Origin of the sequence: Winogradskyella sp. Asnod2-B02-A (assembly GCF_045063645.1) — a bacterium.
Taxonomy (GTDB): Bacteria; Bacteroidota; Bacteroidia; order Flavobacteriales; family Flavobacteriaceae; genus Winogradskyella.
The window spans coordinates 254010-274414 of record NZ_JBEFOG010000027.1 but is presented as its reverse complement, the minus strand read 5'-3'; the positions used below and the strand labels follow the sequence as shown (position 1 = coordinate 274414).

The following is a 20405-nucleotide window of genomic DNA, read 5'->3' as shown; positions in this document are numbered from 1 at the left end:
TTGTTGTGCAAAGGTACACTTCTTTGTTTTAAAAATTCAAAAATTATGCAAACTGAAAAGGTCGTAGATTATATTGTGAATTGGTTAAAAGATTACGCTACAAAAGCTGGTGTCAATGGTTTTGTTATTGGTATTTCTGGTGGAATAGATTCGGCAGTAACTTCAACACTTTGTGCTAAAACGGGTTTAGATCTTTTATGTGTAGAAATGCCTATTCATCAGGCAGCGAGCCATGTGACTAGAGCACAAGAGCATATAGCGCAGTTAAAAAAGCGTTTTCCTAATGTAAGAGACAAAGTGGTAGATTTAACTCCTGTCTTTGAAGAATTTAAAACAGAAGTAAGCTTAGAAGGTAAGCAAGCAACAGTAGATATGGCTTTAGCCAATACTAGAGCACGTTTACGAATGACTACTTTATATTATCATGCAGGTCTTTTAGGACTTTTAGTTGCTGGTACAGGTAACAAAGTGGAAGATTTTGGCGTTGGTTTTTATACTAAATATGGTGATGGAGGAGTAGATTTAAGTCCAATAGCAGACTTAATGAAATCTGAAGTTTATAGTATAGGTAAATACCTTGATGTGCCAGAGTCCATTATGAAAGCAGCTCCTAGTGATGGATTGTTTGGTGATGCACGAAGTGATGAAGATCAAATTGGAGCATCTTATCCAGAATTAGAGTGGGCAATGCAAATGAAAGACGAGGGTAAAACAGTCGAAGATTTTGAGGGTAGAAAGCGTACGGTATTTGAAATTTTTATGCGTTATAACACATCAAACAAACACAAAATGAATCCCATACCAGTTTGCGAAATTCCTAATAATTTAAAATAATAATTGCATTTTAGAAAATAAAACAGCTAATTTATTTAATTTTTAACTATTTTTGCATGTAACTCTCTACGTTGTATTCAATTACGCTTTTAATTGTAAATTATTAACCCTAACCGAAAACCAAAAATACAATTGTCATGATAAATATTTTGATTGTTGACAGTCATCCTATCGTTAGAACTGGATTAGAATTATTATTAAATAGTAAGCCAGATTTTAAAGTTATTGGCAGTTTAAGCAGTGGAATTGAGATATTTGAATTTGTACGTCACCACAATGTTGATGTTATTATATCAGAAATCGATTTGCCAGAGCTTAATGGTATTACAGCACTAAGAGCTATTAAAAAAGAAAACAAGTCTGTAAATGTTTTGATGTTTAGTCATCAACCAGAAGAAATTTACGCTATTAGCACGCTCAAGGCAGGAGCTTCAGGTTACTTAAATAAAACCGCTACAGTGGATGAAATTGAAGCTGCTGTGCGAAAAATTAGTGCAGGAGAAATATCACTTAGTGAAAAAATGGATAAACATTTTCGTTATGAAGATACACGAAAAAGCAGAAGCCGAATGTTTAAAAAATTATCCACTAGAGAAGTTGAAGTTTTAAAGCTACTTTCTATAGGTAGAAAAAATAAAGAAATTGCACAAGAATTAGATATTAACGAAAAAACAGTGAGTACTTATAAAGCGCGTTTGTTTAAAAAGCTTAATGTAACTAATATTGTAGATTTAATTCATCAAGCTAAGCATCATAACTTAACGTAATATAATTAGCTTAATACTTTTCCTAATTTACGAGATAATAACATTTTAAGACCAACGTAATCTTTTACATCTTCCATTATGGTGCGTGTATCTGCATTTTCGTTTAAGGTCTCATTTTTATATTCCGCAACTTTTTGGTCAATTAAATGACAACGTAAGCTTAAAATAGTTTGACTTACTAATTGAGAAACAGAATCTTTTTTTTCTTTTGGTACAATTTGATTGCGTTCCCAATCATGAAGATTGTAGCGTTCGTCCTCCATTAAAATACTAGTTACTGTACTTGCAGAATCTTGGTCTAATTGATTGATGAAGTTTTTAGTAGAAAAGTCTTCATCTTGATTCAATTTGTCAATGATAGAGTAGTAGAGGGCTTTAAATTGTGGATTTGAAAATTGCATTTCATCTTCTTGAAGATCTAAATACACTTTTTCAAATACGCGTGTTTCATGTTTTGTTGGTTCTAATACTAATTCTTTAGAGGTTTCGTCTTCGGTTAATATTAAATCTTCAAATTGCTCAACTCTATCTCCGTAAAGCATCAAAATTTCAATAATTTTTCGTTCTAATTCAAATTGAATATCTACTTTTTGCTTAGGTTGAGGTTCGCTTTTAACAACTTGAAATGCTTTTTGGTCTTGTTTATAATTTTTGTTATCCTCTTGGCTTTCTTTTTTATTAATCTGCGCTAAAGTACTAAACAGTACCTCTTCGCTTATATCCATAATACGAGCACATTCTTGCACGTAGATTTCTCGTTTTATTTGATCAGGAATTTTAGCAATACTATTTACAATATCTCGAATAGTTTCAGCTTTTTTGATAGGGTCGTTATTAGCTTCTTTTACTAATAACGAAGCTTTAAATTGAATAAAATCCTTAGAATTATCATTGAGATATTCGGTAAGTTCCTCTAATGTATTTGATTTAGAAAAGCTATCAGGATCTTCTCCATCGGGAAACGTACAGATTTTTACATTAACACCTTGTTCCAAAATCAAGTCAATACCTCTAATAGAGGCTCTTATACCAGCTGCATCACCATCAAAAAGTACTGTAATATTATTGGTAAGTCTATTAATTAAACGAATTTGATCTGCAGATAAAGCGGTCCCAGAAGACGATACCACATTTGTAATACCAGTTTGGTGAAACTGAATTACGTCTGTATAGCCTTCTACTAAATAACAATTATCCTCTTTAGCAATTGTTTGTTTGGCATGAAATAAACCATATAATACCTTGCTTTTATGATAGATTTCGCTTTCTGGTGAATTTAGGTATTTAGCAGCTTTTTTATCAGTTACTAAAATTCTACCACCAAAGCCAAGAATTCTTCCACTCATACTGTGAATAGGAAACATCACTCTACCTTTAAATCTATCGAATCGTTTTTCTCCTTTAACAATAGTTAATCCCGTTTGCTCTAAGAAATTGATATTATAGCCCTTGCCTAAAGCATCATCTGTAAAGGCTTGCCATTCATCTAAAGAGTAGCCTAACTGAAACTTTTTAATGGTTTCTTCTGTAAAACCACGCTCTTTAAAATAGCTTAAGCCAATAGCTTTACCTTGATTGGTACTGTGTAATATTTTCTGAAAATAAGTATTGGCATATTCGCTAACTAAGTATAAACTCTCTCTAGTGTCAGCTTGCGCTTTTTCCTCGTCTGTACGTTCGGTTTCTTCAATCTCAATATTGTACTTTTTGGCGAGATATTTTATAGCTTCTGGATAGGTGAAATGCTCATGTTCCATTAAAAATGTCACTGCATTTCCTCCTTTTCCACTTGAGAAATCTTTCCAAATTTGCTTTACTGGAGAGACCATAAAACTAGGAGAGCGCTCTTCACTAAACGGACTTAAGCCTTTAAAATTACTTCCCGATTTTTTAAGTTGAACAAAATCGCCAATAACCTCTTCTACGCGAGCGGTTTCAAATACGTGTGCTATGGAGTTTTGTGAGATCAAATTTTGAATTTTAACTAGCTTGTAAATTTAATACAAATCAAATCGTATTAAAAATTAATCGGGAAAAGTAATTTGATTATCTCATATAAAACCACGAAATTCGCTTGAAGCATTAATGAACCAACGAATTATTAAAAATTGAATTGGATTTTACTAATCATAGCAGGCTTATTTGAAGTTGCTTTTGCGGCTTGCTTAGGTAAAGCTAGAGAAGCTACGGGAATTGAGGTTACTTATTGGTATGTAGGTTTTTTAATATGCTTGTCTATTAGTATGTTATTGCTAGTAAAAGTAACTCAAGAATTACCCATAGGAACAGCTTATGCAGTTTGGACAGGCATTGGCGCTGTAGGAACGGTCCTTGTTGGAATACTTGTATTTAAAGAACCAGCGACATTTTGGCGATTATTTTTTATTACCACATTAATTGTGTCTATTGTAGGATTAAAATTTGTGTCTAATTAAGCACAAAAAAAAGCCTATCTAAAGATAGGCTCTATTCTTAAAAAGATTGAAAGGTATATAATTATATAACTTTTACATTTACTGCATTTAATCCTTTTTTTCCTTCTGCTAAATCGAATTCTACATTATCTCCTTCTCTAATCTCATCGACTAAACCAGAAATGTGTACAAAATGCTCTTTGTTGTTTCCTTCTTCTGTTATGAATCCAAAACCTTTAGAGTCATTAAAAAATTTTACTGTACCAGTACTCATATTAAAATATATTAAATTAAGATGCAAATATAATCTAAATAGTTGAATATCAATTATTTTAAAGTGCTTATTTTTTAATGAAGTTATTTTGGTTAACAGTCTAAGCCTTAGTCTATAATTTCAACAGTTAGACTGAATTAAATATTGTATTCAGATAATGGCTTCGTAAATTTTTCTGGGTTTTCAGCTAAATGGTAACGTGGGTCATCAATTGCTTCAACAATGACATCTTTAAATTTGGGATTGGCTTTGTAAAGTAAAATTTTACAATCTTCACTTAAATGTTTTAGTTTAATGGTTTTTCCGATAGCTTGATATTTTTCCACTAAAATAAAAATAGCTTCAATGGCTGAATGATCTGAAATTCTGGCTTCAACAAAATCAATCTCTACTATATCTGGATCGTTTTTTATATCAAACTTCTCATTAAAAGAGGTGATGCTTCCAAAGAATAATGGTCCCCAAATTTCATAAGTTTTTGTGCCATCTGTTTTAAATCGTTTTCTAGCTCTAATTCTCTTCGCATTTTCCCAAGCAAATGATAATGCTGAAATAATAACACCAACAAATACAGCAATTGCTAAATCAAAGACAACAGTTACGATAGAAACAATTATAAGTACAATGGCATCAGACATTGGTATTTTTTTCATAATACGGAAACTAGACCAAGCAAAAGTTTCTATAACCATCATAAACATTACACCTACTAAAGCAGCGATTGGCACTTGCTCAATATACTTGTCTGCAAATAGAATAAAAGTTAACAAAGTTAATGCCATCATAACACCAGATAAGCGACCTCTTCCTCCTGCGTTAATGTTTATTACGGTCTGTCCAATCATTCCACAGCCACCAGTACCACCAAAGATACCGCTCAGCATATTTCCACTTCCTTGGGCTATACATTCTCTATTACCATCGCCTCTAGAGTCTGTTAATTCATCTACGAGATTCATAGTCATTAAGGTTTCTATTAAACCTACAGATGCAGCTAAGAATGCATAAGGTGCAATAAATTTTAAAGTGTCTAAATTAAATGGTAAATGACTCCAAAGTTCTAATAGATTAAGTTTGCTAGATAATTCATCAAATCCATTTAAGCCAGCACCTCCACCATCTCTAATAAAATCTCCGACATTTATAGATTGTAGACCTCCAAAAATTGAGATTAAAGTCACAATTAAAATCGCGGTTAATGCAGCTGGTAATTTTTTTGTTAATTTTGGTAAACCCCAAATAATGAACATGGTTAACAATACAAGGCCTATCATTATATATAACTTATTGCCTTGCATTATAGATTTTACAACTCCATTATCCGTTACGGAATAGAAGCCATTATCATTAAAGTTGAACACTACTTTTTTGGTGTTAATATCATAAACTTGATTGTCAGCAATAACAAAAACAGCTTTGTTTGTGTTTTTGTTAATTACATTTTCACCTTGAATAAAAAATAATTCAGTATCAGAAATTAAGTCCTTTACCGAGTTGTTACTAACCTTATAGACTAGTTCTTTAGATTCGGTATTACGCATGTTTTGTCCAAAAATATCCTTTGTATTTTCTTTAAACATGCCCAATTGCGCCATGAAAATAACTATGGCTAATCCGTTAACAAATCCCATCATTACAGGATGTGGAATTAAACGTACAAACTTTCCAAGCTTAAAAACACCAGCTAGAATTTGAATAATTCCCATTAAAACAACAGCCGCGAGTAAATAGAAATAACCCATGTTCTCAACAGGTGTGTCAAACAAAAGACCTTTAGCGTGTCCTTCTTGTATCATATGAACAAAAATTACAGCAACAGCACCTGCAGCTCCAGAAATTAAACCTGGTCTACCACCAAAAAGAGCAGAAATTATACCAATTATAAAAGCACCAAAAAGAGCGACAATTGGGCTTATTTGCGCAACAAAAGCAAAAGCGACAACCTCTGGAATCATTGCTAATGATACGGTTATACCTGCGAGGATATCATTTTTAGGATTTTGAGTGATTTTTTTAATAGTATTTTTGCCTAGCATCATAATTCTTCAAATTAAAAGGCGGCAAAGATAACCTTTTTCAATTTAACCTAAAAAGCCTGAATTAATTAAACAAAAAAAGCATTGGTTTCCCAATGCTCTTTATTGAATCCTATTCCGGTTTATTTTTTTTCTGGTGGAAATTGCATAAGCATTTCTGTTACAAATTCGTTAATGCGAATTTCTTTCTTTTCTACATTTCTAGTTTCAAGATTACCCGTTCCAGAACCTTGCCAGATGAGTTCTTTCTTTTGTGCATCTATAAGGTCAATGTATAATACGCCTTCCGTTGTGGTTGATACTTGGTTGTTGTTCCAGCCAGATCTCCAGCCCCAACCACCATAGCCTCCCCAACCCCAAGCACCATTGCCCCAAGCATTGTTATAAATATCAACACGTTGGTTAGATTTGGTAAATATGCTTACTAGCATATCTGGGTTTTCAGATTTGGTGTAACCTTTGGCCATTAATTGGGCCTCAATAGCTCTAAGTATTCGTCTTTTATCAAGATCGTTAATTTCTGCTTTGTCAATTCCAGGTTTAAAAAATGCAAAGGTCTTGTAATTGTCAAAATTCGCTTCTCTGTCGTAATCCGTTGCAACTCTAACAGAACTGCAAGATGTTAATACCAATAGTAAAATTAAGGCAGGTAATACTTTAAGTGGTTTCATTGAATTTTTCATATCGCTTTTTTTTAATTATAAATGTTCTAATAAATCATCATCAACGAAATTTGGCAAGGTTACTTTTAAATTAGGCTCTGTTTCCATAGCGCGTTTTATTGCAAAAACAGCACCTTCATTTCTAGCCCAACTTCGTCTTGAAATTCCGTTATTAACATCCCAAAATAGCATCTGTTTAAGACGATTAGATGCTTCTATAGTACCATCAAGAACCATACCAAATCCACCATTAATGACTTCTCCCCAGCCAACGCCTCCTCCATTGTGAATACTCACCCAAGTAGCACCTCTAAAGCTATCTCCAATAACGTTTTGAATGGCCATGTCTGCAGTAAAACTTGAGCCGTCGTAAATATTACTAGTTTCTCTATATGGAGAATCGGTGCCAGATACATCATGGTGATCTCTTCCCAGAATAACTGTTCCAATTTCGTTATTTGCAATGGCTTTATTAAAAGCTTCAGCAATTTTCATTCTACCTTCTGCATCAGCATATAGTATTCGGGCTTGGGAGCCTACTACTAGTTTATTGTCTTGTGCTCCTTTTATCCACTGAATATTGTCAGCCATTTGTTGCTGTATTTCTGTAGGAGAATTCTTTTTTATGTCCTCTAAAACTTTGCATGCTATATCGTCAGTTTTGGCTAAATCTTCAGGTTTGCCAGAAGCACAAACCCATCTAAATGGGCCAAAGCCATAATCAAAACACATAGGACCCATAATATCTTGAACATAGCTAGGGTATTTAAAGTCAATACCATTATCAGCCATAATGTCTGCACCAGCGCGAGATGCTTCTAATAAAAAGGCGTTACCATAATCAAAGAAATAAGTGCCTTTTGCCGTATGTTTATTTATTGCAGCTGTATGGCGACGTAAGGTTTGTTGTACTTTCTCCTTAAATAAATCGGGTTGGTTTGCCATCATGATATTGGCATCTTCAAATGAAATATCAACAGGGTAATAGCCTCCAGCCCATGGATTATGTAGTGAGGTTTGATCACTACCTAAATCAATATAAATATTGGCTTGGTCAAATTTCTCCCAAACTTCTACGATGTTTCCAAGGTAAGCGATAGAAATGGTTTCTTTTTCTGCTTTGGCTTTATTAACACGATTAACCAATTCGTCCAAATCTGTGATTTTTTCATCAATCCAGCCTTGATCGAGTCTAACTTGTGTGATTTTAGGATTTACTTCTGCACATACTGTAATACAGCCAGCAATATTACCGGCTTTGGGTTGTGCGCCAGACATACCTCCTAATCCTGAGGTTACAAATAAGTTGCCTTTGGGCTCTTTTTTTATTTTCCTAAAACCATTAAGAACCGTTATGGTTGTGCCATGCACTATGCCTTGTGGTCCAATATACATGTAGCTTCCAGCAGTCATTTGTCCGTATTGAGTCACTCCTAAAGCATTAAATTTTTCCCAATCATCAGGTTTAGAGTAGTTAGGAATCATCATGCCATTTGTAACCACAACTCTAGGTGCTTCTTTGTGTGAAGGAAACAAACCCATAGGATGACCAGAATACATCGCTAACGTTTGCTTATCGTTCATTTCTGCTAAATATTTCATCGTTAAGCGGTATTGTGCCCAATTAGAAAATACTCCACCATTTCCGCCATAAGTAATAAGCTCGTGTGGATGTTGTGCAACCGCATAATCTAAGTTATTCTGAATCATTAACATTATAGCTGCTGCTTGCGTTGATTTTGCAGGATATTCACTAATTGGTCTGGCATACATTTTGTAATCTGGCCTTAAGCGATACATGTAGATACGACCATAAGTGTTTAGTTCATTCTTGAATTCTGGCAATAAGGTTTTGTGATCCTTCTTATCAAAATAACGTAAGGCATTTCTTAGAGCTAATTTTTCTTCGGCTTTAGATAGAATTGTTTTTCGTTTTGGAGCGTGGTTGATGTTTGCTTCAAAAGGTTTTGGTTCTGGTAAAATATTTGGAATACCTTCTAGTATTTGATCTTTAAATGATAAAGTTGTAGTCTGCATTACTTTTTTTTTAATGTATTTTTATTAAATCCATACGGACAATGTCTACAGCCGCTTTCGCAACAATAACCGCGTTTTAAATGATATTGTTCTGTAAAACAGCGGTAACCTTCTGGTGTTAAGTAGTAATCACCATCTTCAATTGGGACATATTTCTTCATGTTTAACAAAGATAATGTAATTTGGTTTGATTTTTGAAACGAATAAACCATGATATTGATTTCAAAATATATAGTGCCAAAAGGGTATTTAGGAATTACCCTGTTTCCATTTATGGTTTTAAAAACCAAAAGTTTAAAAGAAAATAAGGTGCTCATTAATCATGAAAAAATTCATCTAAAGCAACAGTTGGAATTACTTATTATTCCATTCTTTATTATGTATACACTTGAATTCTTATTCCGATTGATTCAATTTAGAAACTGGGATTTGGCGTATAGAAATATTTCGTTTGAGCGCGAGGCTTATAGCAACGAAAAAGACCTCGATTATTTAAAATCGAGGCCTAAATACAATGCTTTAAATTATTTTAGAAAATAACTTTTGCTATTTTCTGCTGTCCGTTAACAAGCTTTATTTTTAATAACAATGTCGCTGTTTTTGGACTAATTTCTGAAATTGGATATCTGTCAAGGTTAATTGAGTGATTATAAAAAAGCGTTCGTCCTAAAATGTCATAAACATCTATAGATTCAATAGTACCTTGCTCAGAAGTGACTACCAATTGATCATTTTCTTCAAATACTTTAATACCAGAAATGATATCTAAATCTTTTATGCTAAGGTTGCTGTTTGTGTACCTTAAAATAAATCTGTCGTTATGTGTGCCTGCATCAATTGTGAATTGGTAAGGTGATGTGCGAATATTATGTATAATGTTTAGTTCGGTATCTTCAATATAAATGTTTTGGGCTTCGTTTAAAAATAAGCCATCTAAAGTATTTATAGTTATGGTGTGGCTACCTGTTTCATTTGCAATTATACCTAGAGGCACCAAGTCTTCTTGTGAAAAAGGGAGTGCTCTACCTTGTATGGATAACCCTTCATTGTCTAAAATAGAATAAAAGCCACTGTTGTCACCGCTACTAAAGTCATAGCCATCATATAAGCGATCAAAACTGTTGGTTGCATTGTGTACATACCCTACCAATATAGAATTGGTAACATTATTTGGTGATAATAAATCTAACCAGATTCTGTGTTTTTCGTTATAGTTTTGGCTTTCTTCAGTCTCACTATTTCTGGCAAAAGCATTATTGTTATAGGTAGATATTGCTTGCCTCATGCTATTGTTAAATGTTACATTAGATCCAGAAGTTGCACTATGATTCATTAATACAAAGAACGCCTGACCAGAAGCAATGAATAAATCATTAGTACCTGGCGGATTGGAGCCTGTGTTGTTGTGTTCTATGTAATCATTATTATCGTAATTATATACAAAGTCTTCGTAAAATGGATCTACCATAGTGCTGGCTGCTCCGTTATGATCCCAAAGATAAATGGTGCCATTAATGGCTGTGTTTAGGTTGGTAAAAGCATTTGCAGAGATGGCAGAAGGGTAGGGGTTTCCAATTAAATTCCAATTGTCATCCTCATTTGTGGCTGTGTTACCAATACCTGCATAAGGTCCTCCGTCATAGCCTCCATGAAATATTTGTTTTGTAAGGATACCATTTTTAGGGACACCACTAAAGAGTGCTGTATTATTAGGTACAGCGTAAGCAGTTGTAGGTATTGTAGTTGGTGTGCCTGCTAAACCTCTAACAATATAACCTGTTCCATCTTCCATTGTGCCAGAAGCTCCATACCACGTGCCATGATTTCCTGCACCATTTCCTGCTACAGATGCTTGCCAATAGTACAATTGTGCTGAGGCTGGAGAAATAGCTCCTACTTGAAAATTATCTACAGGCGAAGACCAATACACATATTCTGAGCCTGCAATAGCACTGCCATCAAAGTTTGGGGAGCGTTGCATATGTATATTTCCAGTATTAGTTGCAGTATCTTCAATTTGAATTAAGCTAGCACTACTTTTAAGGTTAAAAATAGCAGAGCCTTGAACATCTAACCATTCCTGAATAATGAGTTCGGTGTTGGTTTCAATTTCTATATAGGCACCATCTAAAAGGGTAACATTTCTCGCTTGTGCTGGTAGTGGAGGAATTGGTGGTGGTGTTTGAAATTTATCTGTAATGGGATAATTAGGCACCAAAGCGTTATCCGGAATTTCAATGCAATTATCAATGGTAGGAACTCCTGAAGGTGTCCAATTATTGGCTACATACCAATTATCGTCAACCGAACCATTCCATATTTTTTTAAGATAAGTTGTAGTCACGGTATCTGTACATCCGTTAGAATCCGTTGCGGTATACACTTGTACTCCGTTTGGTGCGGCAAAAACGGTTCCAGCATAGGTGCTTGCAACATAAGGTGTGCTTAGTGTGGCATCTGTAAATAAGCCGCTAATAGGAGACCAAGTTACTTCTGGCGGAGATGGTATACCGTCTGCAGTTATAACGATATCATCTATTGACCAATTGAACAAGTCACCTGTGTCACCTGTAAATCGGAATCGTATATAAAGTATAGTGTTACCATCTACTGAAGAAATATCAACATTTCTGGTTTCGTTAAAATCAGGTGGATTGGCATGCGTATATTGTGTAACCCAGTTGGTACCATCGATAGAGGTTTCAATAAATAAGGTGAAATCAGTCCCATACTGCCACAAATCGTGTTTAAAGCTAAGCTGAATGTTAGTTTCACCTGTGATATTTATTTGTGGTGACGTTAATGACCAAGTCGCTATATCAAATCCGCTTATCCAATCTAACATGGCTTCATTTGCTGTACCTCCAGCGTTGTTTGTGCTTGATATGATCCAGTCTGCACTAGCGGCTCCATTGCTAGTTGTCCATCCAGTAGGAAAAGTACCTCCATTAAAGCTTTCGGAAAATAATGTGTTTGTTGCAGCTGGTATCGGTGCATTAGTTGTGAGTTCAACATAGTTTAGTGAGCAATCATCAGCACCTAAAGGATATGCTATATCTGTGATAATTAAATTACAAGGGTTTACACAAGTAATATCAGCTGACCAACCGCTTCTTTGAGAGGATCCATCACTATCAAATACAAAAGTTAAGGCTCCTGAAGCATCAGTAGATGTAAATGGACCTGGTATTGTGGTTCCTGAAAAAACACCTAAAAGTGGGTAAGTGTCATCAGGGCCATCATAGACAGAAAGATAATCATATCCAAGTTCTGTATTAAAAGCGGTAAAAGTGGCTACCACAACATCTCCAGGATTGCCAGAAAAAAACGTGGTAGTTTCTAATTCATTTGCGGAATAATTTCCACCTGAGCCACCACTATCATAGTATGTACTACCGCAATCTGGCAGTGGTATACAAGTAATATCAGCGGACCAACCGCTATTTTGTACAGATCCATTACTAGTAAAAACAAAGGTAAGCGCACCTGTAGTTAAATCCGAAGATGTAAAAGAGCCAGGAATTGTTGTTCCCGAGAACGTACCAAGTAAAGGATAGGTGGCATCAGGACCATCATATATACTCAATTCGTCAGTGCCATTTTCTGTATTAAATTCTGTGAAGTTTATGTTTATTAAGTCACCAGCAGCATCAGGATAGTAGGTGGTTGTTTCCGATGCATTAGCTATATAATTTCCACTAGAACCTCCATTATCGTAAACCGTAGTACCACAGATAGGTGTAAAACATGTAATATTAGCTGCCCAACCGCTTAATTGATAAGATCCATCACTATCAAATACAAAAGTTAAGGCTCCTGAGGGGTCGGTAGATGTAAACGGACCCGGAATTGTTGAACCTGTAAATATTCCAATTAAAGGATAGGTGTCATCAGGACCATCATAGACATATAGATCATCATATCCATTTTCAATATTAAAAGCCGTAAAGGTCGCGACTACAGTATCTCCTGGAAAATCTGGAAAAAAGGTGGTAGTTTCTAATTCAGATGGTGAGTAATTTCCTGAAGAGCCTCCACTATCATAAAATGTACTGCCACAACTTGGAGGTGCCACGCAAGTAATATCAGCTGCCCAACCACTAGATTCAACCGAGCCATTACTAGTAAAAACAAAGGTAAGCGCACCTGTAGTTAAATCCGATGCGGTAAAAGGTCCAGGAATTGTTGTTCCCGAGAACGCACCCAGTAAAGGGTATGTGTCATCAGGGCCATCATAAATAGTTAATGTATCTGTGCCGTTTTGGGTATTAAATGCAGTAAAAGTTATGTTTACTAAATCCCCAAAGGCGTCTGGATAATAGGTGGTGGATGTGGTTTCATTTGAAGCATAGTTTCCACCAGAGCCACCACTGTCATAAATTGTACTGCCACAAACCGGTGTGCTACAGGTTAAATTTGCTTCCCAGCCACTGTATTCAACAGAGCCATCGCTATCAAACACAAAGGTTAAAGCTCCTGAAGCATCTGTAGATGTAAAAGGTCCAGGAATTGTAGTTCCTGTAAATACACCAATGAGTGGATAGGTATCATCAGGTCCATCATAAACGTAAAGATCATCTATAAATTCAGTGTAAAACGCAGTAAATGTAGCTGTTACAGCGTCTCCAGGTGTGTCTGGAAAAAATGTGGTGGTTTCTAATTCATTAGAGATATAATCTCCACTTGGTCCTCCACTATCATAAAATGTATTACCACACGTTGGTGGTGTGAAACAGGTAATATCTGCTGCCCATCCACTGCTTTGTACGCTATTGTTGCTCGTAAATACAAATGTAAGTGCTCCAGAATAGTCAGTAGACGTAAAAGGGCCAGGAATAGTAGAGCCAGAATACGTTCCAATTATAGGATAGGTGGTGTTAGGGCCATCATAAACAGTTAAAACATCATTACCGCTTTCGGTGTCAAATGCTGTAAATGTTACGGTTATAATATCGCCAGGAGTATCTGGTAAGATGTTTGCTACTTGAGATTCGTTAGCCACATAGTTGCCTCCTGCACCACCATTATCATAAAAAGTTTCACCACAAGATGGTGGAGGTGGTGGTGGGTCGCAAGTTATATCGGCTTCCCAGCCGTTACCAACATTGCCATCGTTATCACTTATAAATTCAAAAGTTATAGCTCCTGTAGGATTTCCTGCAACACTGGATGTGAATATGGCTGGCAGTCCTGTTACTGTACCCAAAACAGGATAGCTATTATCAGGGCCGTTATATACGGTTAACACATCTCCAGCATCCGGAATGTCAACAACTGTAAAATCTACAGTAACTGTTCCTCCTGCAAAATAAGGGGTTATTGTTGTGGTTTCATCACCGGCATAATTATTAGTAGTTCCTCCTGCATCAATATATACATTACCACATACAGGTAAGGATAAACAGGAAGTGGTGCCACCACCTCCACTTTGCTGAAAGTTAATAATTCCTTCATCACCATCAAAATTAGTTATTAGTACCACATAAACTTGTCCAGGTAATGCATTTAAAATGCTCATTAACTCGGTTGGAGCAATATCAAAACTACAATCTGTTATAGTATCTGTGGCATAAGGGTAAAATGTTGGATCTGTGGTATTGTTTGGGCAGGCAGCGCAGTCTGTATAGCTAATGTTTGTATTGGCATCATTAATATCTGTAAACGGTCCCCAAGCAATAAAATCGACATCAATAGGATTGCCCAAAAGATCTTCTTGGTCGATATCAAAATACAAATCTCCAGGTTGATCAATCACCATATAGAAATAACTGGCATTTGGTATAGAGCCTAAACAGCCAACAGGTGTAGAGTCTGTGCCACCATATACATTATTAAATGTTAATTGTGAACTACCAGAACAAAACTGTTCAGCACTTAAGATATCTGTGCCTTGAGAAAATGACCAATTAATAGCCATAAATAGTGTGAGTATGAGTAATGTTTTTTTCATAGTGTTTAGTATTACGCGCTATTAATAATTACAAAAGACTAATGAATTGCCATTCGGTTTCAGTGTTGCAGTTGGTCTCAGTATCTATAATGACAGCTTGCCATTTAAAACACTTGGCATTAATATCTCTATAGGTGATGGTTTGGTCACCAATACTATTTCTAGAAATATCTGAAATTTTAAAAATTTTGATTTCCCCTCTAATTTTCCCTTCTAAGTCTTTCCAGCAACTGCTTAAGGGTTGTACTTCTATAACCGCTTCGAGGTGTTCTTTGTTGGGTGTATCAGAGAAATCCCAAGAAATAAGCGTATCATTTATAGGTGTATTTGGTTTTGGGACATTTTGACCTGTAATGGTAAAATGTTCAACACAATTGTTTGTGTTTGTATTGGTTTGTTGCCCTAAAACTGGAGCGCACATAAAAGCGAGTAAAAAATAAAGTAAAATTCTAATCATATAACCTCTGTATTTGGTGAGACAGTACCATAGCTGTCACTGTGTGTATTAGTAGAGGTAATTCTTAATGTGTAGATTTTGAAGGCTTTGGTTTTTCAATTTAAGAAAAATTATAGATTTTAACGTTTTTTTAAGGAATAATTTTAATTTTTTGATAAAATGATGAAAATATCGGATTACGGTACGTGTGTATAGATTGCAATGGGCTTATTATTAGGTGTCTGTGTGAAAATTTCGATATGATAGTAATGTTCTTTGGTTTAGTAATTAGCATTTGAACAGTTTAAATAAATGAGTTCTTCATTATTTGTTGTAACGCATTTTTTATTTGAGGTTATTATTAGGTATAAAAAAAGACCTTAATTATATAATTAAGGTCTTTTTTTTGAAATTTAGAAACTGACTGTTAGAATATCATTTTCGTTATTTTTTGCTGTCCGTTAGCCAATTTTACTTTTACTATTAAAGTCGCATTGTTAGGGCTAATGTTATTAATTGTAAAACGGTCTGAGTTAATAGAGCGCTTATTAAATAATGTACGTCCTAGCATATCATACACTTCAATAGAAGCTATAGTCTCTTGTGTTGAAGTTACCATTATAGTCTCACTTTCTTCGTAAACTTTGATGCCATTTAAAATATCAAAATCTTCTACACTCAAGGTGCTTGCTCTATATGTTAACATAAATCTATCGTTTACGTAACCAACAGCGTCGCTTGTAAATGTGTAAGGAGCATTATTAAGATTATGCGTTATACCTGTGATGGCATCTTCAATATAAATGTCTTGGTCTGTGTTTAGAAATAAACCTTCTAACGTATTAATGGCAATAGTTTGTATACCAGCTTCAGTAATTTTAAGGCCTAAAGGTACTTGGTCTGTATTTACAAATGGTGTTTGCCTTCCTTGAATAAGGTAAGCATCATCCTCTATCATAGAATATAGATTTAGTCCTGCTCCGTTAGCATTTTTAGCATCATACATTCTGTCTTTTTCATTGGTAGCTCCATCAATATAACCAATTAATGTGGTGTTAGTGGTGCCAGAAGGCTCAATGAAATCTAACCAAATTCTATGCTTATTTTCTGTGTTTGTTTCAGTGGTCTCTTCAGTAGAAGTATCTGCACTTCTAAAAAATTGATCATTTCTATAGTCTGCTCTTCTCATGTAATTTTCAAAATATACAGTTTCAGTAGCATTTGCAGAGAAATCCGTCATTAATACATAAAAGCCTTGACCAGAAGCTACAAAACCTTTATAAGGACTTGGTATAGAATTACCAGTAGCATTAACGGCTAAGTAATCTGCTACATTGTAGCTATATGTATATTCATCGTAAAAAGATTGTCCGTTGGCACCAATATCTGTACCATGTGTCCAAATATAGGCTGTACCATCAATTTGGCTACTGTGCGATGGGTGGTATAAAAAATCTTCTAAATGTAACGCTGAAGGATATGGATTTCCAATAAAGTTCCAGTTATCATCCTCACTAGTTACGGTAAGACTCGTTGCAGCATAAGGTATATAAGTATAGTCTGCACCTGTATAATCTCCTTTGCCAATAGTTTGTGCAATAGAGCCATTATTTGGTGTGCCAGTAAATACGGCTGTTAGTGGTGCTGGTGTTGCTCCATGCCCTGTTGGTCCTTTAATGGCATAACCTTTACCAGGAGACATGGCTCCGGTATCTGCAGCTTGCCAATCTCCAAAGGTCATGTTTCCTGGAGGACCTATACCTTGAAACATAGTAGGCACCCATTCATACTTAAATCCGTTAGGTGTGCCTGGTGATACATTTTCGATATTAAAGGCTGTTACCGGAGACGACCAATATATATAATCATTTTCTCTCACAGTAGCTGTTCTGGCAATAGAGAAAGTTCCGTTAACCGTATTAGCCACATCATTAATTTGCACTAAACTTGCGCTATCATCTATTAAGTAGGTTCCGCCAGCTTCAACGTCTACGGCATCTGTAATAGTTAATGTAGAACCCGTAGCTTGTGATAAAATACCACCACTTTGTACAATAAGTCTATTTCCTAAGCCATCTATTGCTGTGTTAATTACAGGTGTATTAGCTGTGTTAGCAATTACTACACAATCTGTGTCATTTGGTACACCATTTGGTGTCCAGTTATTGGGATTGTTCCAATCTGAATCTACAGAGCCATTCCATGTTTTACCAATAACAAAATCGGCTGGTGTTCTTAGTCCTGGTGTAGAGCCACATGATGCCCAATAGGTGTAAACACCTGTAGTGTTTGTATCTGTTAAACCAGAACCTGCAACACCTACAGGATTAAAATCAATACCAGAAAAAATAGGTGTGCCTCCAGACGCTGAAGTGTACCAATCCATAGAACCAGACGGAGGACCTTGTAATGATCCAGGACCAGAAAGATTCCATACATAAGAACCGCTTTCCGTAGTATCACTTAGATCCCAAGCTGTCGTATATAATGTATAAGAAACTCCGGCTGTAAGCGTAACATTTAGTTGAGGTCTGAAACCACTACCAGCACTATCATCGTCACTTTGTAACCATGTGCCATTACATAAGCCTGGTGTAAAATTGCCATCATTTAAAACAATGTAGCCCATACCATCAAAATTTGGTGATGGTAATTCCATTTCTAAGGTATAAGTGCCGTCAGTATCTACCACGAAATCAATACCTTGGTAGTTAGATGTAACGGTGGCATATGCACACGTGTTATTGGTTGTGCTACCAACAGGACGTAACGCCACAGGATCTGTACCTGCATTAAGCGCTCCGGTTAATTGCGTACCTAAATTTACTGTGGCAGCACAATCTGAAGACACTGCTGTTAAGTAAAAAGGACCCACATCTCCAGGGCAGATAGCGATATCTGTTGTTGTTGGTGGCAGTATTAATGTTGTAAATGTTTCTGAACCAAACCAATTACCAGTACCGCCAAAATTTGTATCGCAGACAGATCTTACCCAAACGTAGTATATAGTACCATCTATAAGACCTGTTAAGTTTGCAGTGGTTGTTGCAGAATTAGTAGTGCCAGTAGGCACTTGGTCATAGAGTGGTGTATTGGTATTGGTGGTAATAAAATATTCGTAACCACTAGCTGGTACAGGTGATGCTGCTGTCCAATCTATAGTTGCTGTGGTATAGTTAATGGCAGAGATTGTAATGTTAGAAGGGTCATTAACACAACCAATATTCTCTACTCTTAATGTATAATCTTCTGCTTCTCCATACGTTGCTGCGGCACAAGAATCGGGATCTGTATTCAACCAATCTGCTCTAATACGCATTTTATAATCGCCAGGTGCTGTTGCTGCAGGTACTAAAAAATTAGCAACCACGTTTATGACATAAGCGCTAGACGCATATACTTTTTCACCGGTATCTGTAAAATCACCATCATTGTTCCAATCTACCCACATATTAAAACCGTAAGTAGAAAAAGCTCCTTCAAACTCGGCTACAAAATCTACTACACTACCAGGAAGTTGTTCTACAATCTCAGTAGTTGAAAAATCCTCATAACCCGAAGCTCCTAAACCAGAACTTAAATTAGAAATGTCTAAAGCTCCTCCGCCTACATTGGTATAAAAATCACTGATCCAATATGATGTATTCGTAGAACTTGGTGTACAATAAGAGATGATAGTCTGTGTCACCAAGCTAATGTTATCTACGGCTATAGGAGTAGCACCAGCTGTTCCATTATTTAACCATTCAAAAACCAAACGGTAGGCTGTTTCTCCAGCGTAAGCACTAGGTATGGTAGTTGTAAAGTTAGTCCAACTAGTTGATCCACTAAAACCAGTGCCCAATTCTATTCTGCCTGATGGTGCTGTACCTGTTGCTGTGATACCTGTATTTATAGGAATAGTATAACTCTGCGGTACTAGCCAAACTCTCATAAGGTCATTAGCATCTCCTTCTCCTAGCCAATCAAAACTTAGCGTAATGTCGTTTTCTCCTGCAGGGAAAGCAATATCACGATATATTTTAGGATTGTTAGTGTTTTGGTTATTAGTGTTAGCAAATGGAGGTACTAAAGGATTGCCATCAGTATCGTTAGTGATATAAGCACATCGTGTTCCTGTATATCCTGCAGGTGCAGTATCGGTTACCCATCTGTTGAAAAAAGTAAAAGGGAAAGGGGTTTGTTGGTCAATTGCAGACCAACCATTAGCTCCAAGTGTAGCTCCTGTTTCAAACCCACCATCTCCAGTGGGATCAATTACGGTTGTTTGTGCGCTAATTGCACCATAAGTAGTTAATGCAATAGCAAAGAGTAATTTTTTAAGCATGTATTCTATTTTTTAATGTAGGGTTAAATAATATTTGGATACGCTTAGACATCCTTTTTTGTAATCTGGATTATTAAATTTATTTGTAACAGTTTCAGCAAATTAATTAAGAGTAAATGTTACCCTGTTGTTAAGCAACTGTTAAGGAGTTAAAATATAATTATTCTAGGATTTATAGATGATTCTCATTTTATTCTCGTTAAAACTCAAAAAACGCTGGTTAAAAGTGTGGTTTTTGTAGTGTTTAATTGCTTTATTCTTAGGTTACTTGCTAAAATTTTTGATTTTTTACATGAAAAAATCATCGGTTATTAACACAAAATTTAAGTTAGAAGGTTGGTTTTTTGTAAGAAATATAAACCTAACTTTTTAGCATTTAGGGTAGTGCAAAAGTTATGAGGTGACCAAATGGTTGTATGCAAAACGTCATCTAAAACATGGTGTTTTAGTGCTGCTGTATTCAACATTAATTACCAAAAATTAATCCATTTTAAGTTGAAGGGCTTTTTAATTTTAAAACGATTAAAAACGCTATCTTAAATAGGTTGAAACTACAAGATATTTTTGTGGTAAAAACGGTTTTGCGTGAAGGTATAAAAGAACAAAAAATCCTAACGTATAATTGTTAGGATTTTTGCCATATCTTATAAGATATGTCTTAGTAAGAT

The 20405-nt window shown here is 35.5% G+C and carries 13 protein-coding genes; 4 read left to right on the top strand and 9 right to left on the bottom strand.

Annotated features, from left to right (window positions below):
• Nucleotides 1-45 precede the first annotated feature (45 nt).
• On the top strand, nt 46-834 hold the full coding sequence (gene nadE / locus ACJJVO_RS09325) for an NAD(+) synthase (RefSeq protein WP_405573213.1): 789 nt from the start codon (nt 46-48) through the stop codon (nt 832-834).
• Between the two features lie 137 nt (nt 835-971).
• A complete protein-coding gene (locus ACJJVO_RS09320) occupies nt 972-1601 on the top strand; it encodes a response regulator (RefSeq protein ID WP_405573210.1) in 630 nt (209 codons plus the stop codon).
• 5 nt (nt 1602-1606) lie between these two features.
• On the opposite strand, the gene dnaG is transcribed toward ACJJVO_RS09320, so the two are convergent.
• The gene (gene dnaG / locus ACJJVO_RS09315) at nt 1607-3571 is read right to left on the bottom strand and encodes a DNA primase (protein ID WP_405573208.1); all 1965 of its coding nucleotides are present in this window, start codon (nt 3569-3571) and stop codon (nt 1607-1609) included.
• A 138-nt stretch (nt 3572-3709) separates the two neighbouring features.
• Here dnaG and ACJJVO_RS09310 point away from each other — a divergent pair, with 138 nt between their 5' ends.
• A complete protein-coding gene (locus ACJJVO_RS09310; protein ID WP_405573205.1) occupies nt 3710-4036 on the top strand; it encodes a DMT family transporter in 327 nt (108 codons plus the stop codon).
• 61 nt (nt 4037-4097) lie between these two features.
• Here the strand turns inward: ACJJVO_RS09310 and ACJJVO_RS09305 are convergent, their stop codons facing one another.
• From ACJJVO_RS09305 to ACJJVO_RS09285, 5 genes are all read right to left on the bottom strand, one after another.
• Entirely contained in the window at nt 4098-4289 is a 192-nt protein-coding gene (locus tag ACJJVO_RS09305; protein WP_020895249.1) for a cold-shock protein, read from the bottom strand.
• A 137-nt stretch (nt 4290-4426) separates the two neighbouring features.
• Complete coding sequence (locus ACJJVO_RS09300) at nt 4427-6328, bottom strand: SulP family inorganic anion transporter (RefSeq protein WP_405573201.1); 1902 nt, start codon at nt 6326-6328, stop codon at nt 4427-4429.
• A gap of 119 nt (nt 6329-6447) precedes the next feature.
• Nucleotides 6448-6996: a DUF4136 domain-containing protein gene (locus tag ACJJVO_RS09295; RefSeq protein ID WP_405576924.1), complete on the bottom strand. Its 549-nt coding sequence runs from the start codon at nt 6994-6996 to the stop codon at nt 6448-6450.
• 27 nt (nt 6997-7023) lie between these two features.
• Nucleotides 7024-9024 carry a urocanate hydratase gene (locus ACJJVO_RS09290; RefSeq protein ID WP_405573199.1) on the bottom strand — a complete coding sequence of 667 codons (2001 nt, stop codon included), beginning with the start codon at nt 9022-9024 and terminating at the stop codon, nt 7024-7026.
• Complete coding sequence (locus ACJJVO_RS09285) at nt 9024-9185, bottom strand: DUF5522 domain-containing protein (protein ID WP_161624671.1); 162 nt, start codon at nt 9183-9185, stop codon at nt 9024-9026. The genes ACJJVO_RS09290 and ACJJVO_RS09285 overlap by 1 nt, the downstream gene beginning before the upstream one ends.
• Before the next feature lie 49 nt (nt 9186-9234).
• Between ACJJVO_RS09285 and ACJJVO_RS09280 the strand changes: the two genes are divergently transcribed.
• On the top strand, nt 9235-9564 hold the full coding sequence (locus ACJJVO_RS09280; protein ID WP_405573196.1) for a hypothetical protein: 330 nt from the start codon (nt 9235-9237) through the stop codon (nt 9562-9564).
• Here the strand turns inward: ACJJVO_RS09280 and ACJJVO_RS09275 are convergent.
• The 3 genes from ACJJVO_RS09275 to ACJJVO_RS09265 all read right to left on the bottom strand — a co-directional run bounded on the left by ACJJVO_RS09275 (nt 9554) and on the right by ACJJVO_RS09265 (nt 19737).
• Nucleotides 9554-14974 carry a CUB domain-containing protein gene (locus tag ACJJVO_RS09275; RefSeq protein ID WP_405573194.1) on the bottom strand — a complete coding sequence of 1807 codons (5421 nt, stop codon included), beginning with the start codon at nt 14972-14974 and terminating at the stop codon, nt 9554-9556. The genes ACJJVO_RS09280 and ACJJVO_RS09275 overlap by 11 nt on opposite strands.
• Nucleotides 14975-15002: 28 nt before the next feature.
• Entirely contained in the window at nt 15003-15431 is a 429-nt protein-coding gene (locus ACJJVO_RS09270) for a hypothetical protein (RefSeq protein WP_405573191.1), read from the bottom strand.
• Between the two features lie 406 nt (nt 15432-15837).
• Nucleotides 15838-19737 carry a GEVED domain-containing protein gene (locus ACJJVO_RS09265; protein ID WP_405573189.1) on the bottom strand — a complete coding sequence of 1300 codons (3900 nt, stop codon included), beginning with the start codon at nt 19735-19737 and terminating at the stop codon, nt 15838-15840.
• Nucleotides 19738-20405 lie beyond the last annotated feature (668 nt).